This is a genomic window from Nocardia sp. NPDC051463 (genome assembly GCF_040681975.1).
GTDB lineage: Bacteria > Actinomycetota > Actinomycetes > Mycobacteriales > Mycobacteriaceae > Nocardia.
Map to the genome: position 1 here is coordinate 235,942 of NZ_JBFBAB010000001.1, position 23,771 is coordinate 259,712.

The 23,771-nt window shown below is 63.3% G+C and carries 26 protein-coding genes and 1 pseudogene; 13 read left to right on the top strand and 14 right to left on the bottom strand.

The features are described 5' to 3' along the window. The first annotated feature begins 4 nt into the window (after positions 1–4). The 3 genes from sdhB to frdD are packed head-to-tail and all read left to right on the top strand — an operon-like array spanning position 5 to position 1,487. Positions 5–748 (top strand): succinate dehydrogenase iron-sulfur subunit, encoded by a 744-nt coding sequence (gene sdhB, locus AB0M74_RS01015; protein ID WP_364901892.1) that lies wholly within the window; start codon positions 5–7, stop codon positions 746–748. Beyond that, entirely contained in the window at positions 745–1,137 is a 393-nt protein-coding gene (locus AB0M74_RS01020) for a fumarate reductase subunit C (RefSeq protein WP_364900212.1), read from the top strand. Before sdhB ends, AB0M74_RS01020 begins: the two co-directional genes overlap by 4 nt. Next, positions 1,134–1,487 (top strand): fumarate reductase subunit FrdD, encoded by a 354-nt coding sequence (gene frdD, locus AB0M74_RS01025; protein ID WP_364900214.1) that lies wholly within the window; start codon positions 1,134–1,136, stop codon positions 1,485–1,487. The genes AB0M74_RS01020 and frdD overlap by 4 nt, the downstream gene beginning before the upstream one ends. A gap of 92 nt (positions 1,488–1,579) precedes the next feature. On the opposite strand, the gene AB0M74_RS01030 is transcribed toward frdD, so the two are convergent. After that, positions 1,580–2,275: a TetR/AcrR family transcriptional regulator gene (locus tag AB0M74_RS01030; protein ID WP_364900216.1), complete on the bottom strand. Its 696-nt coding sequence runs from the start codon at positions 2,273–2,275 to the stop codon at positions 1,580–1,582. A gap of 519 nt (positions 2,276–2,794) precedes the next feature. Here AB0M74_RS01030 and AB0M74_RS01035 point away from each other — a divergent pair. Beyond that, positions 2,795–3,370, top strand: a complete 576-nt coding sequence (locus tag AB0M74_RS01035) for a hypothetical protein (RefSeq protein WP_364900218.1) — start codon at positions 2,795–2,797, stop codon at positions 3,368–3,370. A 169-nt stretch (positions 3,371–3,539) separates the two neighbouring features. Here AB0M74_RS01035 and AB0M74_RS01040 read toward each other — a convergent pair whose 3' ends face one another. After that, complete coding sequence (locus tag AB0M74_RS01040) at positions 3,540–5,909, bottom strand: pyruvate dehydrogenase (RefSeq protein WP_364900220.1); 2,370 nt, start codon at positions 5,907–5,909, stop codon at positions 3,540–3,542. A gap of 305 nt (positions 5,910–6,214) precedes the next feature. On the opposite strand from AB0M74_RS01040, the gene AB0M74_RS01045 reads away from it, so the two are divergent. Continuing rightward, a complete protein-coding gene (locus AB0M74_RS01045; RefSeq protein ID WP_364900221.1) occupies positions 6,215–6,688 on the top strand; it encodes an Lrp/AsnC family transcriptional regulator in 474 nt (157 codons plus the stop codon). Between the two features lie 310 nt (positions 6,689–6,998). Here AB0M74_RS01045 and AB0M74_RS01050 read toward each other — a convergent pair whose 3' ends face one another. Further along, complete coding sequence (locus tag AB0M74_RS01050; protein ID WP_364900223.1) at positions 6,999–7,691, bottom strand: class I SAM-dependent methyltransferase; 693 nt, start codon at positions 7,689–7,691, stop codon at positions 6,999–7,001. A 16-nt stretch (positions 7,692–7,707) separates the two neighbouring features. Then, positions 7,708–8,892, bottom strand: coding sequence for an Ig-like domain-containing protein (locus AB0M74_RS01055; RefSeq protein WP_364900224.1), 1,185 nt, complete (start codon positions 8,890–8,892; stop codon positions 7,708–7,710). A 349-nt stretch (positions 8,893–9,241) separates the two neighbouring features. Between AB0M74_RS01055 and AB0M74_RS01060 the strand changes: the two genes are divergently transcribed. Further along, entirely contained in the window at positions 9,242–9,883 is a 642-nt protein-coding gene (locus tag AB0M74_RS01060; RefSeq protein ID WP_364901894.1) for a HemK2/MTQ2 family protein methyltransferase, read from the top strand. After that, positions 9,861–10,076: a CDGSH iron-sulfur domain-containing protein gene (locus AB0M74_RS01065; protein WP_364900226.1), complete on the top strand. Its 216-nt coding sequence runs from the start codon at positions 9,861–9,863 to the stop codon at positions 10,074–10,076. The genes AB0M74_RS01060 and AB0M74_RS01065 overlap by 23 nt, the downstream gene beginning before the upstream one ends. A gap of 99 nt (positions 10,077–10,175) precedes the next feature. On the opposite strand, the gene AB0M74_RS01070 is transcribed toward AB0M74_RS01065, so the two are convergent. From AB0M74_RS01070 to AB0M74_RS01080, 3 genes are all read right to left on the bottom strand, one after another. Further along, on the bottom strand, positions 10,176–11,189 hold the full coding sequence (locus AB0M74_RS01070) for an iron-containing redox enzyme family protein (RefSeq protein ID WP_364900227.1): 1,014 nt from the start codon (positions 11,187–11,189) through the stop codon (positions 10,176–10,178). 197 nt (positions 11,190–11,386) lie between these two features. Next, positions 11,387–11,542: a DUF6131 family protein gene (locus AB0M74_RS01075; protein ID WP_364900229.1), complete on the bottom strand. Its 156-nt coding sequence runs from the start codon at positions 11,540–11,542 to the stop codon at positions 11,387–11,389. 289 nt (positions 11,543–11,831) lie between these two features. Continuing rightward, positions 11,832–11,957, bottom strand: a complete 126-nt coding sequence (locus AB0M74_RS01080; RefSeq protein ID WP_364900231.1) for a hypothetical protein — start codon at positions 11,955–11,957, stop codon at positions 11,832–11,834. Positions 11,958–11,999: 42 nt separating this feature from the next. On the opposite strand from AB0M74_RS01080, the gene AB0M74_RS01085 reads away from it, so the two are divergent. Continuing rightward, positions 12,000–13,208, top strand: coding sequence for an AI-2E family transporter (locus AB0M74_RS01085; protein ID WP_364900233.1), 1,209 nt, complete (start codon positions 12,000–12,002; stop codon positions 13,206–13,208). Positions 13,209–13,376: 168 nt separating this feature from the next. Here the strand turns inward: AB0M74_RS01085 and AB0M74_RS01090 are convergent, their stop codons facing one another. After that, positions 13,377–13,550 carry a CsbD family protein gene (locus AB0M74_RS01090; protein ID WP_364900235.1) on the bottom strand — a complete coding sequence of 58 codons (174 nt, stop codon included), beginning with the start codon at positions 13,548–13,550 and terminating at the stop codon, positions 13,377–13,379. Between the two features lie 159 nt (positions 13,551–13,709). Further along, the gene (locus AB0M74_RS01095; protein ID WP_364900237.1) at positions 13,710–14,438 is read right to left on the bottom strand and encodes a DUF1206 domain-containing protein; all 729 of its coding nucleotides are present in this window, start codon (positions 14,436–14,438) and stop codon (positions 13,710–13,712) included. A 31-nt stretch (positions 14,439–14,469) separates the two neighbouring features. Between AB0M74_RS01095 and AB0M74_RS01100 the strand changes: the two genes are divergently transcribed. From AB0M74_RS01100 to AB0M74_RS01115, 4 genes and pseudogenes are all read left to right on the top strand, one after another. Next, positions 14,470–14,592 carry a hypothetical protein gene (locus tag AB0M74_RS01100; protein WP_364900239.1) on the top strand — a complete coding sequence of 41 codons (123 nt, stop codon included), beginning with the start codon at positions 14,470–14,472 and terminating at the stop codon, positions 14,590–14,592. Between the two features lie 270 nt (positions 14,593–14,862). Then, positions 14,863–15,264, top strand: a complete 402-nt coding sequence (locus tag AB0M74_RS01105) for a hypothetical protein (RefSeq protein WP_364900240.1) — start codon at positions 14,863–14,865, stop codon at positions 15,262–15,264. A gap of 47 nt (positions 15,265–15,311) precedes the next feature. Continuing rightward, positions 15,312–15,932: pseudogene (locus AB0M74_RS01110) on the top strand (thiamine pyrophosphate-dependent enzyme); the annotation flags it as partial. Between the two features lie 26 nt (positions 15,933–15,958). Then, on the top strand, positions 15,959–16,525 hold the full coding sequence (locus AB0M74_RS01115) for a hemerythrin domain-containing protein (RefSeq protein ID WP_364900242.1): 567 nt from the start codon (positions 15,959–15,961) through the stop codon (positions 16,523–16,525). Between the two features lie 134 nt (positions 16,526–16,659). Here the strand turns inward: AB0M74_RS01115 and AB0M74_RS01120 are convergent, their stop codons facing one another. The 3 genes from AB0M74_RS01120 to AB0M74_RS01130 all read right to left on the bottom strand — a co-directional run bounded on the left by AB0M74_RS01120 (position 16,660) and on the right by AB0M74_RS01130 (position 19,997). Then, positions 16,660–17,511 carry an SDR family NAD(P)-dependent oxidoreductase gene (locus AB0M74_RS01120; RefSeq protein ID WP_364900244.1) on the bottom strand — a complete coding sequence of 284 codons (852 nt, stop codon included), beginning with the start codon at positions 17,509–17,511 and terminating at the stop codon, positions 16,660–16,662. Further along, complete coding sequence (locus tag AB0M74_RS01125) at positions 17,508–18,452, bottom strand: alpha/beta hydrolase (RefSeq protein ID WP_364900245.1); 945 nt, start codon at positions 18,450–18,452, stop codon at positions 17,508–17,510. The genes AB0M74_RS01120 and AB0M74_RS01125 overlap by 4 nt, the downstream gene beginning before the upstream one ends. 84 nt (positions 18,453–18,536) lie before the next feature. Beyond that, the gene (locus AB0M74_RS01130; protein WP_364900247.1) at positions 18,537–19,997 is read right to left on the bottom strand and encodes an NAD(P)/FAD-dependent oxidoreductase; all 1,461 of its coding nucleotides are present in this window, start codon (positions 19,995–19,997) and stop codon (positions 18,537–18,539) included. A 127-nt stretch (positions 19,998–20,124) separates the two neighbouring features. Between AB0M74_RS01130 and AB0M74_RS01135 the strand changes: the two genes are divergently transcribed. Continuing rightward, positions 20,125–21,165, top strand: a complete 1,041-nt coding sequence (locus AB0M74_RS01135; RefSeq protein WP_364900249.1) for an AraC family transcriptional regulator — start codon at positions 20,125–20,127, stop codon at positions 21,163–21,165. A 164-nt stretch (positions 21,166–21,329) separates the two neighbouring features. Here AB0M74_RS01135 and AB0M74_RS01140 read toward each other — a convergent pair whose 3' ends face one another. Beyond that, positions 21,330–22,403, bottom strand: coding sequence for an endonuclease/exonuclease/phosphatase family protein (locus tag AB0M74_RS01140; protein ID WP_364900251.1), 1,074 nt, complete (start codon positions 22,401–22,403; stop codon positions 21,330–21,332). A gap of 615 nt (positions 22,404–23,018) precedes the next feature. Then, on the bottom strand, positions 23,019–23,390 hold the full coding sequence (locus AB0M74_RS01145; protein WP_364900253.1) for a hypothetical protein: 372 nt from the start codon (positions 23,388–23,390) through the stop codon (positions 23,019–23,021). Positions 23,391–23,771: the final 381 nt, after the last annotated feature.

The following is a 23,771-nucleotide window of genomic DNA, read 5'->3' on the forward strand; positions in this document are numbered from 1 at the left end:
GGCGATGGTAGACCGGATAACTCTGCAGGTCGCACGCTATCGACCGGATCGAGAGGACGAACCGGTATGGCAGTCGTACGAAATTCCGCTGCGCAAGGAATGGACGGTGCTCGACGGCCTCAACTACATCAAGGACAATCTCGACGGAACAGTGTCCTACCGATGGTCCTGTCGGATGGGCATCTGCGGTAGCTGCGGGATGACCATCAACGGCGATCCACAACTGAGCTGCGCGACGTTCCTGACCGACTACGCGCCGGGGCCGGTGCGGGTCGAGCCATTGCACAACTTCCCGGTGATCCGGGATCTCGTGATAGAGATCAGCGACTTCATGCACAAGCTGACCGAGGTCGAGCCATGGCTGATCAGAACACGACACCAGCCACTCGAAGACGGTGAGTACCTGCAAACGCCGTCCGAAATGGACGACTACCAGAAATACAGCATGTGTATCAACTGCATGCTCTGCTACTCGGCTTGTCCCGTCTACGCGCTGCAGCCCGGGTTCCTCGGTCCGGCGGCGATCGCGCTGGCCCAACGCTACAACCTCGACTCGCGCGATGAGGGAGCCGAGGATCGGCGCGACGTCCTCGCGTCCGCTGAGGGAGTGTGGTCCTGCACCTTTGTCGGTGAGTGCACCACCGCCTGTCCGAAGGGGGTCGACCCGGCAGGCGCGATCCAACGCTACAAGCTCACCGCAGCCACACAATCGCTCCGAGATTTTCTCATGCCTTGGCGGACACGATGACCACGACATCACGGCTGTACCGAAAGCCGATCTCCACATTCTGGTGGGTGCGACGCCGCTCATACCTGATCTTCGTCCTGCGTGAACTCAGCAGCGTGTTCGTCGCCTGGTTCGTGGTATTCCTCCTGCTCCTGGTCAACGCGGTCAGTTCCGGAAGCGACGAGTACCAGCGGTTTCTGAGCTGGAGCGGCCGCCCATGGATGCTGGCAATGAACAGCGTCGCGCTGCTGTTCGTGCTTCTACACACGGTCACCTGGTTCAACCTCGCACCCAAGGCGATAGTGGTCCGCGTGCGTAATCGGCGCGTCGCACCGGTCGTGATCCTCGGGCTGCACTATCTACTGTGGGGTCTGCTGACGGCGATCACGGTGTGGGTGGTGCTGCGATGACGAAAAAGAGATCCCCGGAACCCTTGATGTGGCTGCTGTTCAGCATCGGCGGGATGGCCGCTGCGCTGCTCATACCGGTACTGCTGTTCCTGTTCGGCCTAGCTTTCCCGCTGAGCTGGCTCCCCACGCCCGACCACGTATACCTGCTGTCGGTGTTGCGTCAACCTGTCACCCGGGTGGTCCTCTTCGGACTCTGTGTACTGGCGCTATTCCATTCGGCACACCGCTTGCGGTACACGCTGTACGACGGCTTGCGGCTGGAGAAATTCAGCGCATCGATCATCCTGGCCTGCTACGGCGGCGCCGTCATCGGCTCGGGAGCCGCCGCTTACTTCCTGCTGCGCGCCTGACACGCGGGATAATCAGGTAGATAACAGCTCGTCGTTCTCCTCGAGTGGAGCCCGGCGTGCCTTACTCACCGAACCGGTCTCCCGATACATGGTCATCCATCCGACAGTTGTTTCGGCGCCCCTTCTGACGCGGTGATGATCTTGATCACCGCGGCAACAATCGGGCCGTCGGGATCGCTGAGACGCGGCAACGAACTCCGATTTACCAGCAGAGATCCGAGCGTGAGATCTACCAGTTCAGCACCGACCTGCTCGGCAGAGCTACGCCCTTCCGGCTCGAACCATGTCCACGCCCATTGCGCGGCACCGAAGATGAGCAGGCTCCGGATACTTCTATCGAACGGCCGGAACTCACCCGCCGCAATGCCCGCATCGAGCACACCGTGCATGATTCCGATGTAATGCCGGCGCAACTTACGCCCCTCAGAACTCTCGTCCTGCTGGGCGAACCGCGCGACCTCGCGCTGGAAAGCGACAGTCCGATTTCGATCATGCACCTGGTAGAGCATGGACGCGTGCAGAAGCCCGGCCAGCCGTTCGGTCGGCGTAGAAAACTCCGACACGATGCGCTCTGCCTCATCGATCCGCTGCCGCATATAGGAAATGTGCAGGGTTTCCAGCAACCGCGCCTTGGTTCCGTAGTGATGCACGATGAGGCCCTGCGAGATGCCCAACTCACGTGCCACACCGCTGAAGCTGGTCCCGTCGTAGCCCTTCTCGGCAACATGGCGCGTGAAAATATCGAGAATCGCACCCGACTTGCCATGCTCCGCCGCACGCCTACTCACCGATGCCACCCCTCCTCGTCCACAATTCCCGCACCCTCTCGCGTCCACCGACTACCCAACCAGTCGTTGACTGAGTGCGCAGTCAGTATTAGCATTATGCGCCAAGTCACAGCGGCGAACTCGCCGCATCAACCATTCATCTACATTCGAGCAATCAGATATGCAACAGCACGCCTATCCAGCTGAGGCCGCGATCGAACAACGCGCCTCCGATCTCCACACCCGAGCCTGCGTCCGCGGCCTGTGGAATCTGCGCGTCACAGCTTCACCAGCCGCAGCGGGTGGTCACCCCGCGCCATGAACTCTCGCCGCCAGCTGGTCACGATCCACCGCGTTACGGCCCTCGACTGCGAGCAGACAACCCCAACGAAGGCCACCACCTGGCCATCGTTGGCGACGAACCTCTTTGTCACACAACATAATTCGCTGTCAACCCTTCTCCTCGACTGCGACAGCCCGGTGACGAAGGACCATCCGGCATACCCGAAGCGTCAACCCGCGATGAAAGACATGTGATCCATGGACGCGGGTATGGCGGCGGCACCGGAGGATCCGGAGACGGCTGCGGGATCTCTGTTGTCGCCGGATCAACTATTGGCCGCGATCGCCGGTCGTCTCGCTGAGCCGTTGCCACTGATCGCGTGGGCGAGAGAACTGGGTGATCTACACGCCGCCCTTATTTCGGCGGTTTCGAATCCGCGGCGGCCTCCGCCAGAGGTCACCGAGACGGCCCTCCATGCGGACATCGCGAAGGTCATCGACAAGATCAACTCTTGGGCGGTGTTCTACGTCCGCCACAGCCGGTGCGCCCGCCGCCACACTCACTCCTTCGGTGAGGTGATCAGTCATGTCGCAAAGACCTATGCCGAGGCGTGGTGGACGGTACTGCACACCGACTGCGAGGAGCTTCGGCACTCGGCGTGGGTCCATCTCGGCGAGGTCCGTGAAGGCTACGCGCAACTCATCGGCGATATCCGGGACGGCCGCGTCCAACTCCCACTGGGATGGCGAGGCATCCGACATACCCGACAAAATGACAGCTCGTTCACCAAACAGGAAACCGACGGGGCCGAGGAGCACCAGGGCAAGCAGTAGCGGGCAGCAGCCCGCAGGCGGCGCGCCTCGGATCCGCATCAGGCTGGGTTGTCGCGTCGAGCGGTCAGCGATGGAACCGATCAGCTGCTGATACTGGTGGCGACCTCCGGGTCGGCGTTCGCCGAGTCCGGGCAATGGCGCTGGTCTCGGCGGGGTTTGTCGTCATGAATCAGGCTCGTTTCGTTGCGGTTTCGCCCGCCGCACCGAGAACGTCGAGCGCGGCGGCGACAATGCTGTCGGTGTCCAGACCGTGGTAGCGGAACACCTCATCGAGCGATCCGACCTGCCCGTACCGACTGACACCGAGCGCAATGTGATGTACACGATTGACACCGGCCAGGAACGCCAGCGTGTGTGGATGACCGTCGAGGACGCTGACGATCGGGTTCGCACGCGTGGCGGGAAACAGCTGATCGAGGATCCAACTGTCGGCGGTGCCACGGCCGTGGCGCGCCTGCATCGCCTCGAACAGCAGCCCGGGACTGGTGACGCAGACCACATCGGCGGCGACACCGGCCGACCCCAGCCGTTCGACGGCCGCCAACGCCTCGGTCATGACCGCGCCCATCGCGACTATGGTCACCACCGCGCCCGCACGGCGAACGATCGGATATCCGCCCGCCACTACTTGTTTGCGGCGGCGCTCCCGCGCGGCAGGATCTGAAGGTACATCGGCGAGCAGCTGGTCGACCGGCCTGGTCGACAACCTGAGGTACGCGGAGGTGCCGTCAGGGCGACCCAATCGGGCCAGGCTGGCCAGCAGCGTCCATTCCACGTCGATGACGAAAGCCGGCTCATAGGCGATCAGGCCCGGCGTTTCGATTCCCACCGACGGCGTCGTAATCGATTGGTGCGCACCACCTTCAGCAGCCAACGTCACCCCCGACGGGGTACCGATCAGAATGGACTGTCCGCCTGCGTACATGCCGTAGGTCCACGGTTCCAACGCACGCTCGACGAAGGGGTCGTAGAGCACACCGATCGGGAACAGCGGCTCTCCCCATCGGCTCCAGGTCGCGCCCAGCTCAGCGATCAACCCGACCAGGTTCGTTTCGGCGATACCGAGCTCCATATGCTGACCCGTCGGCCGCTCACGCCAATGCATCAGTGTCTCGGCGTCATCGGCGAACCAGTCCTGGCGCTCCGCGGTCGACCACACCCCGACCTTGTTGATCCAGCCCGCCAGATTCGTCGTCGAGCTGACGTCCGGGCTCACAGTGACCACCCGACCGGCCGCTTCCGGGGCCGCGCGAGTCAAGTCGAGCAGTGTCCTACCCAGCGCCGCCTGTGTGGTGGCCGAGCCCTTCGGAGTCCGGCCGAAATCCGCGGGAACAGCGGGCAGCGTGGGCATCGGAGCCGGGTCCCGGCGCAATCGCGCCGCCGTCTGCGCACACAGCTGTCCAGCAGCGGTCGCGATGTCGAATCGGCCCCATGGCCGCTGTGGGTCCATGGCCAGGTCCCCTGCGAGTGATTCGTACTCCGCGACCGTCAGCAGCGACGAATGGTTCTGCGGATGCCCCTGGGAGGGCAGACCGTAACCCTTGATCGTGTAGGCGATGATCACCGTCGGCCGTGTGTCATCGATGCGTTCATAAGCATCGACCAGCGCCTGCATATCGTGACCGCCGAGATTGCGAATCGCGGCCGACAGTGTTGAATCATCCAGGCCCGCAATCAGTTCCACGATCCGCGCACCATTCGGACCGGTACCGGGCAGCCGGGCCCGCAACTCGGACGCGTCACAGCGCAACAGCCGCTGATACTCCGGATTCGGCATCTCCAGGATCCGGGCGCGCAGCGCGTCACCACCGGGCCGGGCGAACAACGACTCGAGCAACCGACCGAACTTGACGGTGATCACCTGCCACCCGGCCGCCTCGAACATCGACTCCAATCGGCCCGCCGCGATATTCGGCACCACCCGATCCAGCGACTGCCGGTTCAGGTCGACGATCCACACCACCTCACCGAGATCGACGGTGCCGGGATCCACGATCGCCTCCCAGACCGCGCCCTCGTCCAACTCGGCGTCGCCGACCAATGAATACTGCCGACCGCTGCCCGCATCCGCGCCCAGGGTGGAATTGACGTAACGGCGCGCCATCGCACCCCAAATCGGTGCCGTGGCACCGATACCCACCGAACCGGTGGAATAGTCGACCGGATCAGGATCTTTGGATCGGCTCGGATACGACTGCAAGCCACCGAACTGGCGCAGCGTCGTCAGATACGACTCGTCCAACTCGCCGAGCAGATAATTGATCGAATGCAGTACCGGGGATGCGTGCGGTTTCACCGACACCCGGTCACCGGCCCGCAGCTGGGTGAACCACAGCGAGGTCATGATCGACACCATCGACGCGCACGATGCCTGATGTCCACCGACCTTCAGCCCCGAGGTATTCGGCCGCACCCGATTCGCGTGGTGAATCATCGCCGTCGACAACCACAGCGTGCGCCGTTCGATCTGTGCCAATGCTTCGAGATCGGCCGCCGGGCCGATATTACGGCTGTGATCGTGCTCGGTGACCGTGGTCATCAACGTGCTCCTAGTCTGCGGTTGTACAGCGTGGACGCCGGTGCGAGAGCGACACCGAAGCCTCGGCAGTGGGGGCGCACAGAAGCCACAACCGAGACCCGGTGGATCCGCACACCCCGGCGAACCTTGCCGGGTCCTGTCTTCACGTGCGCAGATCGCACAAGATGTTCATGCCATGCACGCGATCGGCGCAACCGTGTCTTAAAATAATGTGCATACTGCCAACGAGCAGCCGTAGCGAAGGCTCACCGACTTGTCGAATCGACAAGCGCCACAGCGACCGGCAACGAATGGAGGCCGGTGCCATGGCCCGCGCTTTTCGCGCCGATCCGATCGATATCCGGATCCTCCGCGCACTCATCGCCGAACCACGCGCGAGCGCGATGGCGCTCGCCCAGCGAACAGGGTTGTCGCGAAACACGATTCAGGCACGGCTGAGCCGTTTGGACGATCGCAACGCGCTCGACTCGTTCGAGCGGTGCATCGACCCCGCGACCCTCGGGTACCCACTGCGCGCATTCCTGTTCGCCAACGTCACCCAACGCAAACTCACCGCCATCGCCGCGGATCTGGATGCGATCCCGGAAGTCCTGGAAGTACTGGGACTCAGCGGCACAATCGACCTTCTGATCCAGGTAGCCGCCCAGGATGCCGACGATCTCTACCGAATCGCAGGTCAAGTCCTGGAGATCGACGGAATAGACCGAACGACAACGGCACTGGTGATGCGCGGCCTGATCGACTATCGCATCACACCGCTGCTCCCGGATGACAAGTGACAAGGTTGCGATGTCGAGGCGCCGGTTCATCGAGGGCTCGGCGGCGGCCGAGGCGGTGCGCAGTTTGCGGACGTCACGCATCCGCTGTCGACGAATTCGCGATCGGTGCGCCTGTGCTGAACGGAGTAGGCGGCGGATGGCCTCGCTGACGGCGAGCGCAGTGTCGGCCCATTCGGCGCATTGCCACGCAGGGGACCCTGCCGCAGTGGACCACCGGAGCGTGTAGGTCGACAGGCCGGGAGGGCCCGGGCGCTGCGATGCTCGACGCATCCCGCGCCGGGCAACACACCCACGGTCCCGCGTGGCGGGATCACTCGAGATGGGCCGACAGCAGCCAGGCCGGAACCGACTTGCGGCCGCTCGGCTCGTCGCGCATACCCTCGAATTGGAAACCCGCGTCCGCCGGCAACACCGCAGGCAGATTGCCATGGATTCGCGCCGGCCTGATCTCATCGATCACCCAGTACTTCGACACCACCTCACGAAGTTCGTCGGCGGTGACCGGCGATGGCCCCGGATCAGGCACTTCGGGCAGAGCGGCCCGGTCGAACACCAGCACGAAATACGCCGCGCCCGGCGCAGCGGCACGCGCAACCGACTGCTGATAGCCCTCCCGCGACTCGACCGGGATCGAATGGAACAACGTGCTGTCGACGATGGTGCCGAAACGGTCGTCGTAGCCGGTGAAGGCGGCGATGTCGGCGACCTCGAACGAGGCGTTGACCAGGCCGCGCCTGGCGGCCTCGGCTCGGGCCAGCTCGACCGCGGTCGGCGACAGATCCAGGCCGACAGTGGTGAAACCCCGCTCGGCCAGATACAACGAGATCGCTGCCTCCCCGCATCCGACATCGAGGACATCGCCATGGAATCTGCCCTGCTCGATCAGCGCGGCGAGTTCCGGCTGGGGTTCCCCGATACTCCACGGCGGCTTGACGCCCGGCCCGAATGGGCCCCCTGTACCTCGGTAGATTTCTTCGAATTCGAAATCATGAGGGGTAGTCATCGACAATCCCTTCGTGTCACGTGTGAGCACCGCCGCGAAGCCAGTCGGGCCAGGGGACGCTCCAATCGCCGTTCTGCCAGACATCGAGGGGGTCGCCGCCGGTGTTGCGGACCTCGACGACGTCGCCGGGAATGACGAAGTCGTAGAACCACGACGCATCGTCGGGCGAGATGTTCAAGCAGCCGTGCGAGACGTTGGTGTTGCCTTGGGCCCACATGCTCGCGGCCAATTCGTGCACGAAGATTCCGTCGTGGCTGATGCGGACCGCGTGATTGATGCTCGTGCGGTAGCCGCCGGAGCTGGTCGGCAGGCCGTAGCTGGCGGAGTCCATGATCACCGGGTCGTTTCGGTCCAGCACGGTGTAGATGCCGGGGCGGGTCCAGAACGACAGGTAATTGGACCCGACGGCCGCGGTGCCGCCCTTGCCCATCGAGGTGGGCATGGTACGCACCAGGTTCCCGTTGTCGAAGACCTCGATCTGTTTGGTGTCGTCATCGGCGATCGCGATGTGCGCAGGGCCGATGATCACCGACACCCGTTGGTCGCGTAGGCCGTAGCGGCCTGCGCCGAGCGCGAGGCCGAAGAGTTCCGCCGCGATCGTGATCCTGGTTCCCGGTGCGTGATAGTGCTCCGGCCGCCAGTGTGCGTTCTGATCGTCGAGCCAGTACCAGGAACCGGTGACGGGGGGCTGGGTGGTGACCTTCAGGTGGCGTTCTACAGCCGCCCGATCGACGGGTTCGTCGAAATGGGCGACGAGCACGAAACCCACTCCGTAGGTGTCGTTTTCGGCCAACTCCACGAGATTGGCGGAGCGCAGCGAGAGGTCGATGAGCTGATCGGGTCGCACCGTGGTGCAGGTTGTCGTTGCGGTGACATCGCCGGTTTCGCCGTGTGCCACGGCTTTCGCGGTGTAGGTGTGTCCGTAGCCGAGCGGTTCGGCGCTGGTCCAGGTTCGCTGATCGGGTGCCGGTGTGCCCGGCAGGGCTCTGCCCGTTTCGTCGATCCATTCGACCGACCGCAGCATCCCTTCGGTGACCGTGACTGTACCGAGGCTGCGCGCGTCGACGTCGTGGGTGCCAGGTGGCGGATCGAACCGAAGTGTGGCGGGTTGGGGAGGCGCGGGTTCTCGCCCACACCCGGCCAAGGCGAGGCCACCCGCACCGGCGAAGCCGATCAGCAGCCGACGACGTCCCAATGCCACCGCGTATCTCCCTTCACTGGGTGCAGCAGGCCCGAACTCTGTCCGCCAGCATGTGGTAGCTATGTGCTTGCTGGGACGTCAACTGGCGGAATCTCCACCGATCCGTCGCACAACCGACACCGTTCCGCGATCGGTCCGGGTTCTGGCAAAACGGTCGTCCAGGTCTACAGAACTGGACGGTCACGAGCAGAATCCCCTCGCGGCGGCGGCACCGCCCAGCCCGTTCGTCGGTTCCAGCGCCGCAATGAAACCTATCAGCGATCCGCTAGCTAACGGGTTGTGAGCAACGCGCGTTGCCGGGGATTAACTTGCCGTGAGCGGGTATCCACCTCCTGTGAGGCTGATACGAATGCCGGGGGTGTATCGACCGCAGGCCGATACGACCTTGTTGATGCAGGCGATGCTCACTGCCACGATTCCACTCGACAAACGAGTACTCGACATGGGTACCGGCACGGGCGCTCTGGCGATTCGAGCAGCGATGGCGGGTGCTCGCAGTGTGACCGCCGTGGACATCTCATGGCCTGCGATCGTTTCGGCGTGGCTCAATAGTCGAGCACGCGGTGTCCGACTCGAATTGCTGCATGGGGAGCTTTCGCGCGTGCCGCACCGGAGGCTATTCGACTTGGTGCTTGTCAATCCGCCGTACGTGCCTTCTCCAAAGAAAGTTCCCTCCCGCGGTCCAGCGCGCGCATGGGAAGGCGGCACCGAGGGACGAGCTGTGCTGGATGTGCTGTGTCGGATGATGCCGCGCATGCTCGATAGTCACGGCGTCGGACTGATGGTCCATTCGGCGTTGTGCAAGCCGGAGGCTACGTTGTCACAGCTGCGCGAGGGTGGACTCAAAGCTGCGGTGGTGGCACGCGAAATGGTGGCCTTCGGGCCCAAAATGCGTAAACGTGCGGACTGGCTGGAATCAGCTGGGCTCATCGAGCCAGGACAACGACATGAAGAGTTGGTGGTGATCCGTGCCGACCGAACACAAGCGTGAGCGCCGCAGAGTAACCCTGACCCGAGACGGACCCGCATTGATCGAAGGTCCCGTGGAACTGGTGATGGACGACGGCACCGTCGTCACGTCGGACCGGTTTCTGGTCGCTGTGTGCATGTGCCGACGATCAGGCAACTATCCATTCTGCGATACCAGTCACCGCAAGCGCCGAACGAAACCTATCGCGGACTGAAAATGCCCTGCTGCCTTGCGCCGTATCCATGTCGATGACTTCACCCTGACGATCCGGATCGAGCTCATCACGAATGGTGTGCTCATAGTGATCATGGCATTAGTCGCTGGATACCTCTGCACTATCCGAGTCGAGCGAGCGTAAGGAGCTGCGTCCGGAGCGCCAGCTTCCGAGCACATGCTCTGCGAATCGATCCTCCAGCAAATTCGTCGCCTGAATGCCGAAGACAACTGATGCTGTCAGTTCGGGTTCCTGAGTAAGTAGATTCCCGATGACGTCGCGGCGCATGACTTGTTCGTGTACAGCGTCGGCCTCGACATGCTCGGTATAGAAAAGCACACAGGCAGGATCCGCATCCAGTCGTTCCAGTGCCTCCACCATCCGCCGCGATCCAGGTGGCGAGAGTATTTCCACCGACGCGAAATGACCAACCAATGCTCCGCGCAGGTCACGATGAAGCCCGAACAGCGACATCATGTTCACCAACGCAAGCATTGGAGCGGGAACGACGTTCAGATAAGAGAGATAGCCGGATGCCAGTCCGGCGCCCGTCAATAGGTCCGCAAACAACCGGGCGTGTATTCGATCGCCGCGCCCGCCGCCGAACTCGTCGAATTCAACAGCAACCACCGATGCCTTGGCCTGTCCGCGCAGCCGCGGAATCACCCAGGCGTAGGGGTCGGCCTCCTTGTGGTGATAGATCGAGCGGTGTACGAAATATTCACAGACATGCCACCATTCGCCGTCATCGCGTAAGTGCTGACTGACTCCGGTCGAGTCGACGGGCTCGACGAGCAAGCTGTCGAGCTCCTTTTTCAGCTCCTGGCCGCCCACGACGTCCCGCCGGAGAGCTGCCAAGAATCGGCACTCCAGTTCCGCGCGGAACCCGAGGAGGTTGGGATCCCATTCCCAGCAAGGATCAACCGACTCGAAGCCCCGGTAGTGCAGCTCGTAACAGATGTGTAACGCCAACTGCAGATCTTCACCGTAGGGGTCGGCATTATCGGGGCCGACTGCGATAGCGGCGCCGGTTCGGCCGCGCAGCAGGTCCACCACCGCGCGCGAGAGCGGGCCTCGCGGCGGCGGCAGAGTCGGGAACTCGATGTCGATCATGCTCGACGCATACCCACACCGCGCCCGGTTACGCGCGAGCGGGTCGGGCCGCGGATGATTCATTCGACGGTGTTGCCGAGTGGGTGGATAACGATAGTGAGCCAGCTCTGACCCCGCGTCGACTACCGCTGACGCTGAGGGTGCTCAGATGACAGCGTTGAACGCGACCGGGTCCTAGCGCGAACGTGCTCCAGAGGTCAGTAGTAATGCCGCCGGCCGCCGACGGCGCGACCCGTCGACCCCAACAGCAGTAACACGAGCCCGATGATCAGCACCACGATCCCGATCGTCCAGAGGATCGGGATGCTGAATATGAACCCAAGAACAAGAAGGATGACTCCGAGAACGATCATGGCCGGCTACCTAGTTTCGCTGCAGTATTCGAAGGGCCCGAGAAACCCTCCCGTGCTCCTATACGATCGTGGGTGCATGTCGGCACCAGTCATCACCCACCCAACTGTGGCCATGGGAAGAACAAACATGATGATCAACCCGAGGTCCTGCATATTCCAGTAGACGCCTCAGGACCAGGGATGTACATACCTGTTTTATCGCAGCTCAACAGTTGTGGCGGCGTGTTCGGGTTCGGCCGCACTGCATACAGATCAGCCGAATTTGCGGTCACGGTATGCTCAGTGCGACTCAATAGTCGCACTTCGCAGCCTGCCCCTCGAGCTTGCGGAAAAGTAGATCGCCGATGATGTCGGTGAGCTTGTCGATGCTTTTCGACTGACCAGCGACCGTACGTCCCTTGCCGCCGACCGACATGATTACTCCGCCGCAGTCGCATATCCCCCGCGGACCCACGCTATGAACGAAGACACCGACCCAGGCCCGAGCGAGCACCCCCGCACCGCCGACGAGGCGGAGCAGGCCCACAGCGACCTGGTCGCGCAACCCCACACCACCGACGAAGGCGGGCCCATCATCGCCGCGGAAGCTGCGGCGGCGCAGGCAAGTACGACGGAGAATCCGCTGGGGAAGCCGGGGCGTCGATTCGATCGGCGATCGCCGTTCATGGTCGGTATGGCGGGTGCGGCGGGCGTCGCGGTGACCTACGGCGCGATCCAGGCAGTACTCGCCGCGAGTCAAGTGCTGGTACTGATCACCATCGCGTTGTTTCTGGCGATCGGTTTGGAACCTGTCGTGTCGTGGCTGGTTCGACCATGGTTCCCGCGATGGGCCGCAGTGACCGCAGTATTCGTGGTGGCGGTCGGCTTGCTGGCAGGGTTCCTCGCGGCCGCGATACCTCCCTTGGTCACCCAAACCAGCGCGCTGGTCCACAACGCTCCGGACTACATCAACCATCTTGCGCAACGGTATCCACTCATCGACACGCTCGACACTCGCTTCCATCTCCAGGACCGACTCCAGGAAGGGCTCGGGTCCGATCCTTCGAAGCTGGCCGGAGGTGTCCTCGGCGCGGGGCGGATCGTCTTCAGCATTGTCAGTGGCACTGTGATCGTCGCCGTGCTGACCGGCTATTTCATGGCAAATTTCGCGCAGGTTCGCGCGTCGATCTACCGGCTGTTTCCGCGCTCCCGCCGCCCACGGGCGATCCTGATCGGCGATGAGATCTTCGTGAAGGTCGGCGGCTACATTCTGGGGAATCTGGTCATTTCGGTGATCACCGCGGTGTTGACCTTCATTTGGCTGATGATCTTCGATGTGCCGTACCCGCTGTTACTGGCCGTCCTGGTCGCTGTCCTCGACTTGATCCCGGTGGTGGGCTCTACCCTGGCGGGCATTATCGTGGCCCTGGTCGCGCTCACCGTGTCGGTGCCCGTCACGGTGGCTACCATTATTTTCTTCATCGTCCTGCGGTTGTTCGAGGACTACGTACTCGTGCCCAGAATTATCGGCAGAACGGTGCGGGTGCCTCCGATCGTGACGGTGGTGTCGGTTCTCGTCGGGGGCGCTTTGCTCGGGATTGTCGGTGCGCTGCTCGCCATTCCGGTCGCTGCCGCAGTGCTGCTGATCGTCGATGAAACGGTGCTGCCGTCGTTGGACGAGCGCTAGCTGTTCGGGTTCGGCTCACCCGGGGGCGCGGCCGATACAGGCCAACACGACTATGGCCGCCACCGCCTCGAGCGATTGAAATATGCCGGTGGACACGGAATCGGCACCCGTCGAGCGGATGACCTCGCCAGGGTCACCCGCTCGCGATCGACGCTGGCGGGCGCCGAATCAGTGGCGGAATGCGTCCTTGACCTTCTCGCCCGCATCCTTCAGGTCGGACTTGGCCTGATCGGCCTTGCCCTCGTGCTTCTTGTCCTTGTCGTCGGTGGCCGCGCCGAATTTTTCCTTGGCCTTACCGGCGAGTTTCTCGGCCTTGTTTTTTGCCTTGTCTACACCGCTCATGGTGCGAGCCCCTTTCCTCGAAGGTGCCCGGCCTGCATTTTCCAGCCGGTCCTCTTGCGGATAGCCGGTATTCGCGCCACCAAACAACGGTGCAGAGGCGACGCCCAACTGATGGGGGAGCTTGTCGGTTCCCAGCCACGGCTGCTCGGGCGAACGCGACTACATCTTGCTGTGTCGGGCCATGGCGAAGCTGTAGACGCCGTAGGTGATGATGCCCAGGCCGGACAATATGAGCAGGACGACTCCGTAGGGCTGAGCCCCCACGGTTTTGAAGGCGCCGTCGAGTCCGGCGGCTTTACCCGGATCGGAGCGACTCACGGCAAGGATCACCAGCAACCCGACCGCGGCGATGGCCAGCCCTTTCGCGATGTATCCGACCGTGCCCAGCCTGCGCACGAGGCCGCTGGTTGTGCCCTCGAGGTCATCGAGGAAGTTCTGGCTAACTCCTTTGTAGACGTGGTAGCCGCCGACCGCGATGATGAACAGCCCGCCCGCGATGAGGGCGATCGTGCCGGCGGTGGTGTGCATCATGCGGGCCGTGATCCCCGCACTTTGGCCGCTGCTGGACTCGCCGCTGCCGCGGGTGAATCCGAACGCGGAGACGGCGAAGGCGAAATAGACTACTGCCAGGGCAAACGCCTTGATCCGTTCAATCGCTTCGGACTTCTTGCTGTCGGCCTCAGGTTTGGACGAACTGCCGAGCGCCGCTTCGGCGAGCCGCCACAGCGCCATCGCCACAAACGCGACGACGCCGACCCACAGGGCGACGACGCCACCCGGTTTGCCGGCCAGTTCCGACATGGCCCCGGATTGGTCGGCGGTGCCGGCGCCGCCGAGGGCGATCCTGATCGCGATGTAGCCGATGATCAGGTGCACGATTCCGCTCACAATGAAGCCCGTTCGGGCGAATCGTTCGAAGATGCTGTTCTGGGCCAGCTGGACTGCTGTGGACGACGAGTTGTCGCTGGACGCCGGTGACGATGCGCCGGAGGACATCGGGGACGGGTTTTTGTCAGGCATGGTGCCTGCCTCGTATCGGTAGTGGTGGTACAGCTCCGCTGGGGTGCGACGGGCGGTATACGCGGCCGAGGCCGATTGTCCGACTGGCTCCGTCGTCTCGGGAACTCACCCGATATCGGTGATCACGGGGTGTCCTCCGAGTGGGCTCGCCGCGCTGTCAGCGTAGCAAGGCCACTCCCGCCGCCGGTAGCTCCGGACGGGATCAGCCCGTGCACCCGAGCGCTCATTTTCCCAGCTCGGAGGTAGTGAAGTGGCGTTAGGGTAGAGGGGGGAGGGTGCGAGGAGTCGAAAGATGAGCACCACCATTGTGATCGTGATCGTCGTTATCGCGGTTGTGGTCGTTTTGCTTGCGGCCTGGTTGTTGATGCGTCAACGGCGCGAGCATCTGCGGGTCGAGGCCGCGGGCATCCGCAACCGTGCGGCGGAACGGGAATTCGAGGTCGGTGAGCAGCAGGCACGGGCGGAGGAGGTCGCTGCCCGGAGTCGGGCGGCGAAGGCGGAAGGTGAGGTCAAGGCGGCGCAGGCCGCGCAGCTTGCCCAACAGGCGCAGGTGCATCGCAGCGAGGCGGCGGATTCGCGAACCGAGTTGGACAAGGAGTGGGAACGCGCGAATAAGGTCGATCCGGACTCGAAGTCGAGTGAGACGCACCAGGTGGCTGATCAAGAACAGCCGCCGCACCGCCCCTCACATTGATGCTGAGGTTTCTTCGGCTGACCGGGGCTCCGGAACATGAGCACGCCATCACCACCGACTCGGGGTCCTCCACCAACTGGCACGCCCGATGCCCGCGCATGCCCGGACAGATGCGGGGACCGCTATCAGGAACCTTGGCGCACATGGGCCCCGGAGTGCTGTGGGCCATCGGCGCGAAGTTTCGCACATCTAAATCGGCCGGTCATCGCCCCGGTCGGTGACGGAGCCATGCAGATGAACGACCTGGCCGAGTTGCACACCATGGTGCGCTATTGCTCTCGGTGGACCGATCCACCGCTAGTCGTCCGCGTCTTCGGCAACAACGACCTCAACCAGGTGACCTGGGAGCTGCGAGCGATGGGCGGCGCACCGAAGTTCGAAGAATCCCAGTCACTTCCGGAGGTGTCCTACGCTGACCTGGCACGCGGTATCGGGCATGTCCTCGATCGCGGTCGAGGACACCGACGACCCGGCCGAGGCATGGAAGCACGCATTGAGCACGGATCAGCCGACCCGCTCGATGTTCGCTGCGTCCCCGAGGTTCTACCGATCCCGCCCCCACACGACGTGAGCAAAGGAAAGAAATTGCGTAGGCCGTCCTGCGCGGTGATCCCGGAACCTGGCACCTCATAGCTCAGGACGCCGAAACCGAAGCGCAGGAATTCATTCCGCATATGGGCGAAAGGAACTCCTCATGCCTACCGAAAATCATCAGGATGTCGTCGAGTTACTCACTGCACAACACGAACAGATCAAAGATCTCTTCGCCCATCTGAAGTCGGGCAACGGCGACAAACAACAGCTGTTCGCCGAACTTGTGCGCCTCCTCTCGGTCCATGAAAGTGCCGAAGAAGAAGTGGTACATCCAATTGCCGCCCGTGCCCAATTCGGGGCTGACCACTTGGTGGCCGAAAGACTCGAAGAAGAGAATGATGCCAAACAAGCACTGGCAGAGCTGTATTCGCTCGGAGTCGACCATCCGGCCTTCGACACCAAACTGGCCGCGTTCGCCGAAGCGGTGACCGAACACGCTACTCACGAAGAGAACGAGGAGTTCTCACTGTTGCGCAGGCAGTATTCGGCAACTCAGTTGGAACACATGGCCGGGTCTGTTCGTGCCGCCGAAGCGATCGCCCCGACCAGACCGCATCCGCACGCAGGAGAATCAGCGTTGGCCAACGTGCTCACAGGTCCCCCCTTGGCATTGTTCGACCGGGCTCGCGACGCGGTGCGCGCGTGGCATCGAAAAGACGGCAAGTGACGGGAGGCCGTCGCTTGGTGGCGGCACCGGTACTGCTGTAGACGGCAGCCTTCCGACTGCAATTCATTGTGGCGTCAGGCCTCCGGGATGCCGTCGCGATCGGCCGCCTCGGCCTGTTCAGCCGTACTGACCCCTTACGCGTGCCCACGGTTTCGGTTACTTGCCCACGGCATAAAGGTCGCAAAACCAGTCGCCATGATCCGCTGATACGACGACCCGCTGATGCGAGCCAGCACATCGAGAGCCTTTGCCTCCCAACCGATCACGATCCGGGCACTGCCCTTGCGGACTCCGTTGAGGATCGTCGCCGCGGCCATTTCCGGCGAATGGATCGCCAACCACTTGTCGAAGAACTCCGCAAACGTCTGCGCATCCTCGTCCTCGGCAACCCTCGCGTTACGGGCGACTGCGGTCTTGATACCTCCGGGATGCACACACGTCACCTTGACCGGGTGCTCGGCAATCAACATTTCCTGGCGCAGTGCTTCGGTAAAGCCGCGCACGGCGAACTTCGCCGCGTTGTAGGCGCTCTGACCGGGAACGGCGACAAGACCGAACAGGCTCGAGATGTTGACGATGTGTCCATCGCCGGATGCGATCAGATGCGGCAGAAAGGCTTTTGTTCCGTTGACGACGCCCCAGAAGTCGATGTCCATGATCCGCTCGATGTCCTTGAACTCGGACTTCTCGACGGTGCCGTTGTAAGCGATGCCGGCGTTGTTGTAGATCTGGTTGACCGTGCCGAAATGTGCGACGACACCATCGGCATATGCCAGCACAGCCTCCCGTTCGGCGACATCGAGCCGGTCGGACTTGACGTCCGCGCCGAGCGCTGTGGCCTGGCGGACGGTTTCGGCAAGCCCCTCGGTGTCGATGTCGGAGAGGGCAAGCTTTGCGCCCTTCTTTGCCAGATCGAGGGCGAGGGCTCTGCCGATGCCGGATCCGGCCCCGGTGATGACGGCGACTCTGCCTTCGAATCGGCTCATCCGACGACAACCTTTGCCTCGTTGCTGTGGATTTCGCAGGTACCACGAGAAAGGACGTGAGTGCGCAGTTTCGCGCCGAGGTCGGCTACCGCCTCGGCCGCCTCGTCGAGAACGCTGACCTGAAGGTGGAAGTCGTGCCAGAGGTTGTCGAACCGGCGATGGTCGATGATGCCCGTCGCGGCCGCGATGGCTGCTTCGATCTTGTCCGCGTCGACAGAGATCGGATCGTCGCAGGCAGTCTGCATGACGATCGGCGGAAGGCCGGTCATGTCGCCGTATACCGGGGAAATGCCCGGCAGCCTCGGATCGAGGTTGCCGGCATAGCGCGGCGCCCATTCGGCCGTCATGGACGGAAGGATCAGGGGATCGCGCAGCATGCGTCGCGACCCATCGATGTCGATCGCGAGGTCGGCCCAGGGGCAGATCAGACCGAGTGCGGCCGGGGCAGCGATTCCGCGCTCGCGCAGTGCCATCGCGACCGCCAGTGTCAGTCCGCCCCCGGCAGAATCACCCGCGATGACCGCCGTTTTCGGGTCGAGGCCGGTTTCGAGTAGCCGGGCATAAACCGCCACCACCTCCTCGAGAGCGCTCGGATACCGGGCTTCCGGTACGCGGGAATAGTCCGGGATCACAGCGGTCATCCCGGCCGCTGCGGCGAGGTGTGCGACCAGGCCGCGATAGCCCCTTGCGCTACCGAGGGCATATCCGCCGCCATGGAGGTAGATCAGCGTCCCTTCGGGTTCGGCGTGCGCTGTCTGCGCCCGCTCGACCGGGACGCCAGCGATGGTGACACGCTCGAAGCGTGTGTCCTTGGGAGGGCGTGCGGTGGCGGTGAGCATCTCGACCATTCGGCGCTTCGCGCCGACGGAAACGCGGCGGGACGCGAACAGCGGTCGCGAGCTGCGCAGACAGGCCCGGATGACATGTCGATTGATTTTCACGATGAACTCTCGGAGAGGTTGGTAGTTGCCCTGTTCAGCGGATGGTGTGATCGGTGGCGAAATGCGTTGGCGTGCCACGCGTGTTCAGACCAGTTCCTCGAACCGCAGCAGGCCGTCTTGGATGGGGTCTTCGAGGAGCATCTTGGAGTCCTTCTCGTAGTGCATGAGCACCTTCCACGGTTCCTTGGATCCCTGTCGAGGCAAGGTGTCCTTGGCGCGCTGCACGTAACCGGACTGCAACTGGTCGAGCATGCCGACGTCCAGCATGGAATCCTCGACATCGGTGGGAGTGGCCACCGAGTGGCCGCTGTCGTCCATGTGCTTGAACAATCTGCACAGGTAGGCGCCGGCGATATCGGACTTCAGGGTCCACGGCGCGTTGGTGTATCCGAAAACCCAGGCCAGATTGGGAATGCTCTCCACGAGGACACCCTTGTAGGTCATCTGGTCGTGCAGCTCCCGCGCCTCACCGTCCACGGAAAGCTTCATTCCACCCAGCATCTGGATATCCAGGCCGGTGGCTGTCACGATGATGTCCGCCTCCAGTTCCCGCCCCGACTTCAGCAAGATGCCGGTCTCGGTGAAGGTCTCGATGTGATCGGTGACGACCGATGCCGCACCGGACGCCAGAACCTTGAAGAGATTGCCATCCGGCACAGCGCACAACCGCTCGTCCCACGGCATGTAATTCGGGGTGAAATGGCTCATGTCGAAGGCAGGGCCGACCTGGCGCCGGACCTGCCAGAGCAGAAGTCGGCGCATCGGACCAGGCCAGCGACGGCAAGCCAGATAGAGCCCACGCTGGATGCCGATGTTGCGCTTGCGCGCGAATGAGTACACCCATTTGTCGGGGAGGAATCGACCCAGGACCTGGGAGATCTTGTCGAGGGCCGGTACCGAGAAGATGTAGGACGGGGAGCGCTGCAACATGGTCACGTGGCCCGCGGCATCGGCCATCGACGGGACCAGCGTGACGGCTGTGGCGCCACTGCCGATCACGACGACCTTCTTACCGGTGTAGTCCAGATCTTCCGGCCAATGCTGAGGATGAACGCACCGACCCTGGAACCGGTCCACACCCGGGAACGTCGGCAGGTAGCCCGCGTCGTAGTTGTAATAGCCGGTGCAGCTGACGAGGAAGCCGCAGCTATATGTGCGGGTCTCCCCCGTCGCCTCGTGCAGTGCCGTCACGTTCCAGCGGCCCTCGGTCCTCGACCAGTCCGCGGCAATGATCTTCACGCCATAGTGGACCTTCTGATCGATGCCGTACTCCCTTGCGGTGTCGGCAATGTACTCGCGAATCGACGCACCGTCCGCGAGCACCGTCGAATCGTGCCACGGACGGAACTTGTACCCGAACGTGAACATGTCGGAGTCGGAACGAATACCGGGGTAGCGAAACAGATCCCAGGTGCCGCCTATCCGGGCCCGCCGCTCCAGCACGGCGATGGTCTTGTTCGGGAATTCGGCCGTCACCTGGCAAGCCGTACCGATGCCGGACAGCCCGGCACCAATGATCAGGATGTCGAAGTGTTTCGTACTCATGGCTTCCTCTTGTTTCTGGTGCTGCGTTCGCGGAGCGTCGTAGAAACAGAATGGCCGTGTGCCACATCACACGTCTTGACATCTTCCGACATACTTTTATCATTTCCCGACACAAGGGGTGGATCCGATGGGCAGCCTGATTCGCGCCACGAACCTCTGGGGGTACGGAGACCTCATGCGGGAACTCGGCGCCGACCCGGCGCCGTTCCTGGCGCGCTTCCACATCCCGTCAGGTATCGAAGACCAAGAGGACGCGTTCGTCTCGTTCGAGGCGTTCGTGCGTATGCTCGAAGCCAGCGCCGCCGAAATGGGTTGTCCGGACTTCGGACTTCGCCTCTCACGCTGGCAGGGTCTGGACATCCTCGGACCGATCGCAGTGATCGCGCGCAACGCTCAGACGTTGTTGGGCGGGCTGGAGGCGATCGCGCGCTACCTGTATGTCCATTCCCCCGCCTTGAAGCTGACGGTCAACCAGCGCACCGAGGAGACCGACCTCCAGTTCACCTTCGAGATGACCGAACCAGGTCTCTCCGACGTGCCCCAGGGCTACGAGCTGAGCATGGCCAACGGCGTACGCATGATTCGCCTTCTGGGCGGACCGCAAGCCGGCCCCCGCTTCATCTCGTTCATGCACGACAAACTGGGTCCAGACACCGCGTACGACGAAGTGCTGGGTTGCCGGGTGCTCTTCGGGCAAACGTGGTGCGGGTTGGAGCTACCCCTGGATCTGGCCGGCCGCCGCATCGACAGTGCGGATCCGGAGACCCGACGTATCGCCACGAAGTATCTGGAGTCCCACTATCTGCCCAGCACCGCTGCGCTGTCCGATCGCGTGACAGAGCTGACCCGGCGTCTGCTGCCCACCGGCCAATGCACCGCGGAAGTCATCGCCGACCAACTCTCGATGCATCCGCGCACCCTGCAACGGCGCCTGGCTGCGGAGGGTGTGCGATGTCAGGACCTCATCGAACGGGAGCGTCGCGACCATGCGGCGAGGTACCTCGCCGAACCGAGGTTGCATCTCAGCCAGATCGCCGCTCTGCTCGGCTATGCCGAACAGAGCACCCTCAACCGATCGTGTCGGCGGTGGTTCGGGAAAACACCTGGCCAGTACCGAGCGGACCTCCCGGGGGCACCGCGCAGCACGGACTTTCGCAACCCGACATGACCGGCAATGTCCGCGCATCGGCCGGTGCCGGACCGCGTTGCGGGCTCCATGCCCTGCATCAGGAGCCCCTCGATAGTTGAAGTCCGCGTTCGATCAAAAGCAGGGACACCCGCACTGGCCGCCTTCGCCGCAGCCTTCCCCGACGATCTCGACCTTCACCCGCTTCATGCGCCCTGATCGGAAGAGGCGAGCTGGTATGTCGCGAAGATGCCTTTATGGTCGCTGCCCCACTGCGCCGGCGAGCCGAGGAAATTGTCCTGGGTCGGTTCTTGGAATCGGGTACCGCGCACTATGGACCCGCGCGGGCCGATGATGCCGACAGCAGATAGGCACAGCTTGTCACCATGAGCGAAGATGTAATCGACACGGTCGCGTTCATCGGCCTCAGGAGCCCAGGCGAGCTCGGAGACATCCACATCGACGTTGTCCGAGGGCCAGGTAAGTCCGGGATGGGTGGCCGGGTCCGGATACATCGATCGGTAGGCATCGATGAAACCGGCTTGTTGCAGGCGTCGAGTGGTCTCCCACGCCAACACCACACCGTTGTGGTCGAACAAGTTCGCGGTGGCGGGCGTCCAATCCAGCAGCGACGGCTCGTTCAGATCGCCACCGATGATGACCGAAGACCCGTCGGCGATCTCGGCTTTCGCGTCGGCGAGAAAGTTGCTGATGATCTCCGGGCGGCTCGAGGCCGCGTTGATGCGCTCGATCACGACGGGATCGGTCACCGGGCCCTCCGGCAGCTTGTTCCACTCGTGCTCGGCGAACTCGCCCGGCGCCGGGGCCCCGGGCCCGTACCCTCGGGGCAGGTTGGAGGCATACCAGCGATACTCCAGGTGCGCGGAGTAGACGGTGAGGCGCTTTCCGTCGATGTTCAACCGCGCCTTGACCATCCATTGCAGATCAGCGCTGTCCTCGACCGGGAACACCGACAGAATTCCCGTGTCGTGCGAAGAGACGGCGTTGAACTCGTGCCCCCGCCGCACCAGCTCGGCTGCGACGGCCGTCGTCGCTTCGGTTGCCTCCGAGAGCAGCACGACCGAGGCCTGTGTCGAGACGACGAGATCGGTGATCAGCTCGATACCACGGGAGATCTTGCTGCCACTGTGCCACGTGTTCAACGCAAGCACTCGGATCTTTCGTGCCGTGGGGGCAGCAGCGGCAACGGACATCACCGCACCGGCCGCGAGCGCTCCGTCTGCCCCTGCCGACCCCAAGTTGTCGTCGCTTCGCGTCATCAACCCATCATGGCCTGCATCGAATGCCAACGATTGCGACAGTGCCGCTGCAGCACATCCGGGCCCAGGTGAGCGCCGGCGGTCGGACCCCCTCCGGCACGCCGGAGGGTTGCCGCACCGACAGCCCGATGCCCAGCCGCGGGAAGGCTTCTGGGCGTGCGCATTCCCGCTATCGGCGGCGGCTGGGCCCAGTGACCGTTCGATGACTGGCGTCCTGTGTTCCCACTCAGCTCGGTCGCAACGCCTTCGCCATCACTGTGTGCCGAGAGTGCCTGCAGGCAAGGCCGAGCCGCAATCGAAACCCACCAGATCACCACGATCAGGACACTGTCCACAACGCACAACACCGGATCAGAGCAGACAAGGACACCGACAGCCCTGGGGGAACACAAGTTCGGTGAACGGCGGTTCGGACGGGGCGGCCTCGGTAGCCGCTCCCACGCTGCGGACGACGCTCATGCGCGGTGACGACGTCGGCGCATGAGGGTGCACGCCGCTTGTGCCGCCTGCCCGGCCGCGCTGATCGTCTGCGGGTCGAACAGTATGCTGCTCGCCGCCCGAACCCCGCCAAGGCGCCTGGCGCTATATCGCGCCTGACATCACGTAGCCGATCACCTAGTTCGCAGGTTTCAACGAAGAGTTCTGCGCCCATTTGCTCGCACCGTCGGGCGCGTTGAGCGTGTCGATCAGCTCCACGGCGGAAAGCACCAGGACCGGTCCCCCGGCAGCAATTGTCCCCAGAATGCCGCCGATCCCCGCACCGGCGATCGCCGCAGGTATGCAGCCCACCCCCAACAGCGGCAAACCCATAATGCATCCGGTAATCCCGCCGACGACCAGACCGATCGCGGTGCCGACGAATGTGCCGATCGTGGTGGCCAGGCGCAATCGCGTCGAGAACTCCGACATCGCGGCCTGGTTCTCGAGGGCCGATGCGACCGGCATCGCGGCCAAGGCAGCGGCGGGTCGCAGCTCACCGGGCGTCAACCGCAGCTCCTTCGCGTCTGTGCTGAGTGTGGAGTCAACTGTGAGCACCTGGTCGCCAATGGTGAATCGCGTTGGCACGACCATCACGGGCGCACCGCTCTCATCGCGAATCGTGAACGAGCTGTGATCGCGGTCGAGGACGAAGGTCCCTCCCGATAGGGTGGTTGTCACAACACGTTCCACCGTGGCGACCTTGTACTCGATGTCATGTTCGGTGGGTGCTTCCGCCCGGGCGGTTACCGATGCGATTGCTGCAAAGCATGCGATACCGACCGCCGCGATGCGCGAGGTTTCGATCACGAAATGTCCTTTTCTATTTCATGGAATCTATTTCATGAACCAGGGAAGCGAGATGGACCTGCTGAGTGTGCGCGACCGAAG

Excerpts from the sequence above, each read along its gene's own strand:
- AB0M74_RS01130 (WP_364900247.1), bottom strand. The coding sequence starts at position 19,997 with ATGAGTACGAAACACTTCGACATCCTGATCATTGGTGCCGGGCTGTCC.
- AB0M74_RS01090 (WP_364900235.1), bottom strand. The coding sequence starts at position 13,550 with ATGAGCGGTGTAGACAAGGCAAAAAACAAGGCCGAGAAACTCGCCGGT.
- AB0M74_RS01060 (WP_364901894.1), top strand. The coding sequence starts at position 9,242 with ATGCCGGGGGTGTATCGACCGCAGGCCGATACGACCTTGTTGATGCAG.
- AB0M74_RS01115 (WP_364900242.1), top strand. The coding sequence starts at position 15,959 with ATGCCTACCGAAAATCATCAGGATGTCGTCGAGTTACTCACTGCACAA.
- AB0M74_RS01100 (WP_364900239.1), top strand. The coding sequence starts at position 14,470 with ATGCTGTTCTGGGCCAGCTGGACTGCTGTGGACGACGAGTTGTCGCTG.
- AB0M74_RS01045 (WP_364900221.1), top strand. The coding sequence starts at position 6,215 with ATGGCCCGCGCTTTTCGCGCCGATCCGATCGATATCCGGATCCTCCGC.
- AB0M74_RS01075 (WP_364900229.1), bottom strand. The coding sequence starts at position 11,542 with ATGATCGTTCTCGGAGTCATCCTTCTTGTTCTTGGGTTCATATTCAGC.
- AB0M74_RS01040 (WP_364900220.1), bottom strand. The coding sequence starts at position 5,909 with ATGACCACGGTCACCGAGCACGATCACAGCCGTAATATCGGCCCGGCG.
- AB0M74_RS01085 (WP_364900233.1), top strand. The coding sequence starts at position 12,000 with ATGAACGAAGACACCGACCCAGGCCCGAGCGAGCACCCCCGCACCGCC.
- AB0M74_RS01105 (WP_364900240.1), top strand. The coding sequence starts at position 14,863 with ATGAGCACCACCATTGTGATCGTGATCGTCGTTATCGCGGTTGTGGTC.
- AB0M74_RS01020 (WP_364900212.1), top strand. The coding sequence starts at position 745 with ATGACCACGACATCACGGCTGTACCGAAAGCCGATCTCCACATTCTGG.
- AB0M74_RS01135 (WP_364900249.1), top strand. The coding sequence starts at position 20,125 with ATGGGCAGCCTGATTCGCGCCACGAACCTCTGGGGGTACGGAGACCTC.
- AB0M74_RS01140 (WP_364900251.1), bottom strand. The coding sequence starts at position 22,403 with ATGACGCGAAGCGACGACAACTTGGGGTCGGCAGGGGCAGACGGAGCG.
- frdD (WP_364900214.1), top strand. The coding sequence starts at position 1,134 with ATGACGAAAAAGAGATCCCCGGAACCCTTGATGTGGCTGCTGTTCAGC.
- sdhB (WP_364901892.1), top strand. The coding sequence starts at position 5 with ATGGTAGACCGGATAACTCTGCAGGTCGCACGCTATCGACCGGATCGA.
- AB0M74_RS01080 (WP_364900231.1), bottom strand. The coding sequence starts at position 11,957 with ATGTCGGTCGGCGGCAAGGGACGTACGGTCGCTGGTCAGTCGAAAAGC.
- AB0M74_RS01050 (WP_364900223.1), bottom strand. The coding sequence starts at position 7,691 with ATGACTACCCCTCATGATTTCGAATTCGAAGAAATCTACCGAGGTACA.
- AB0M74_RS01120 (WP_364900244.1), bottom strand. The coding sequence starts at position 17,511 with ATGAGCCGATTCGAAGGCAGAGTCGCCGTCATCACCGGGGCCGGATCC.
- AB0M74_RS01070 (WP_364900227.1), bottom strand. The coding sequence starts at position 11,189 with ATGATCGACATCGAGTTCCCGACTCTGCCGCCGCCGCGAGGCCCGCTC.
- AB0M74_RS01035 (WP_364900218.1), top strand. The coding sequence starts at position 2,795 with ATGGACGCGGGTATGGCGGCGGCACCGGAGGATCCGGAGACGGCTGCG.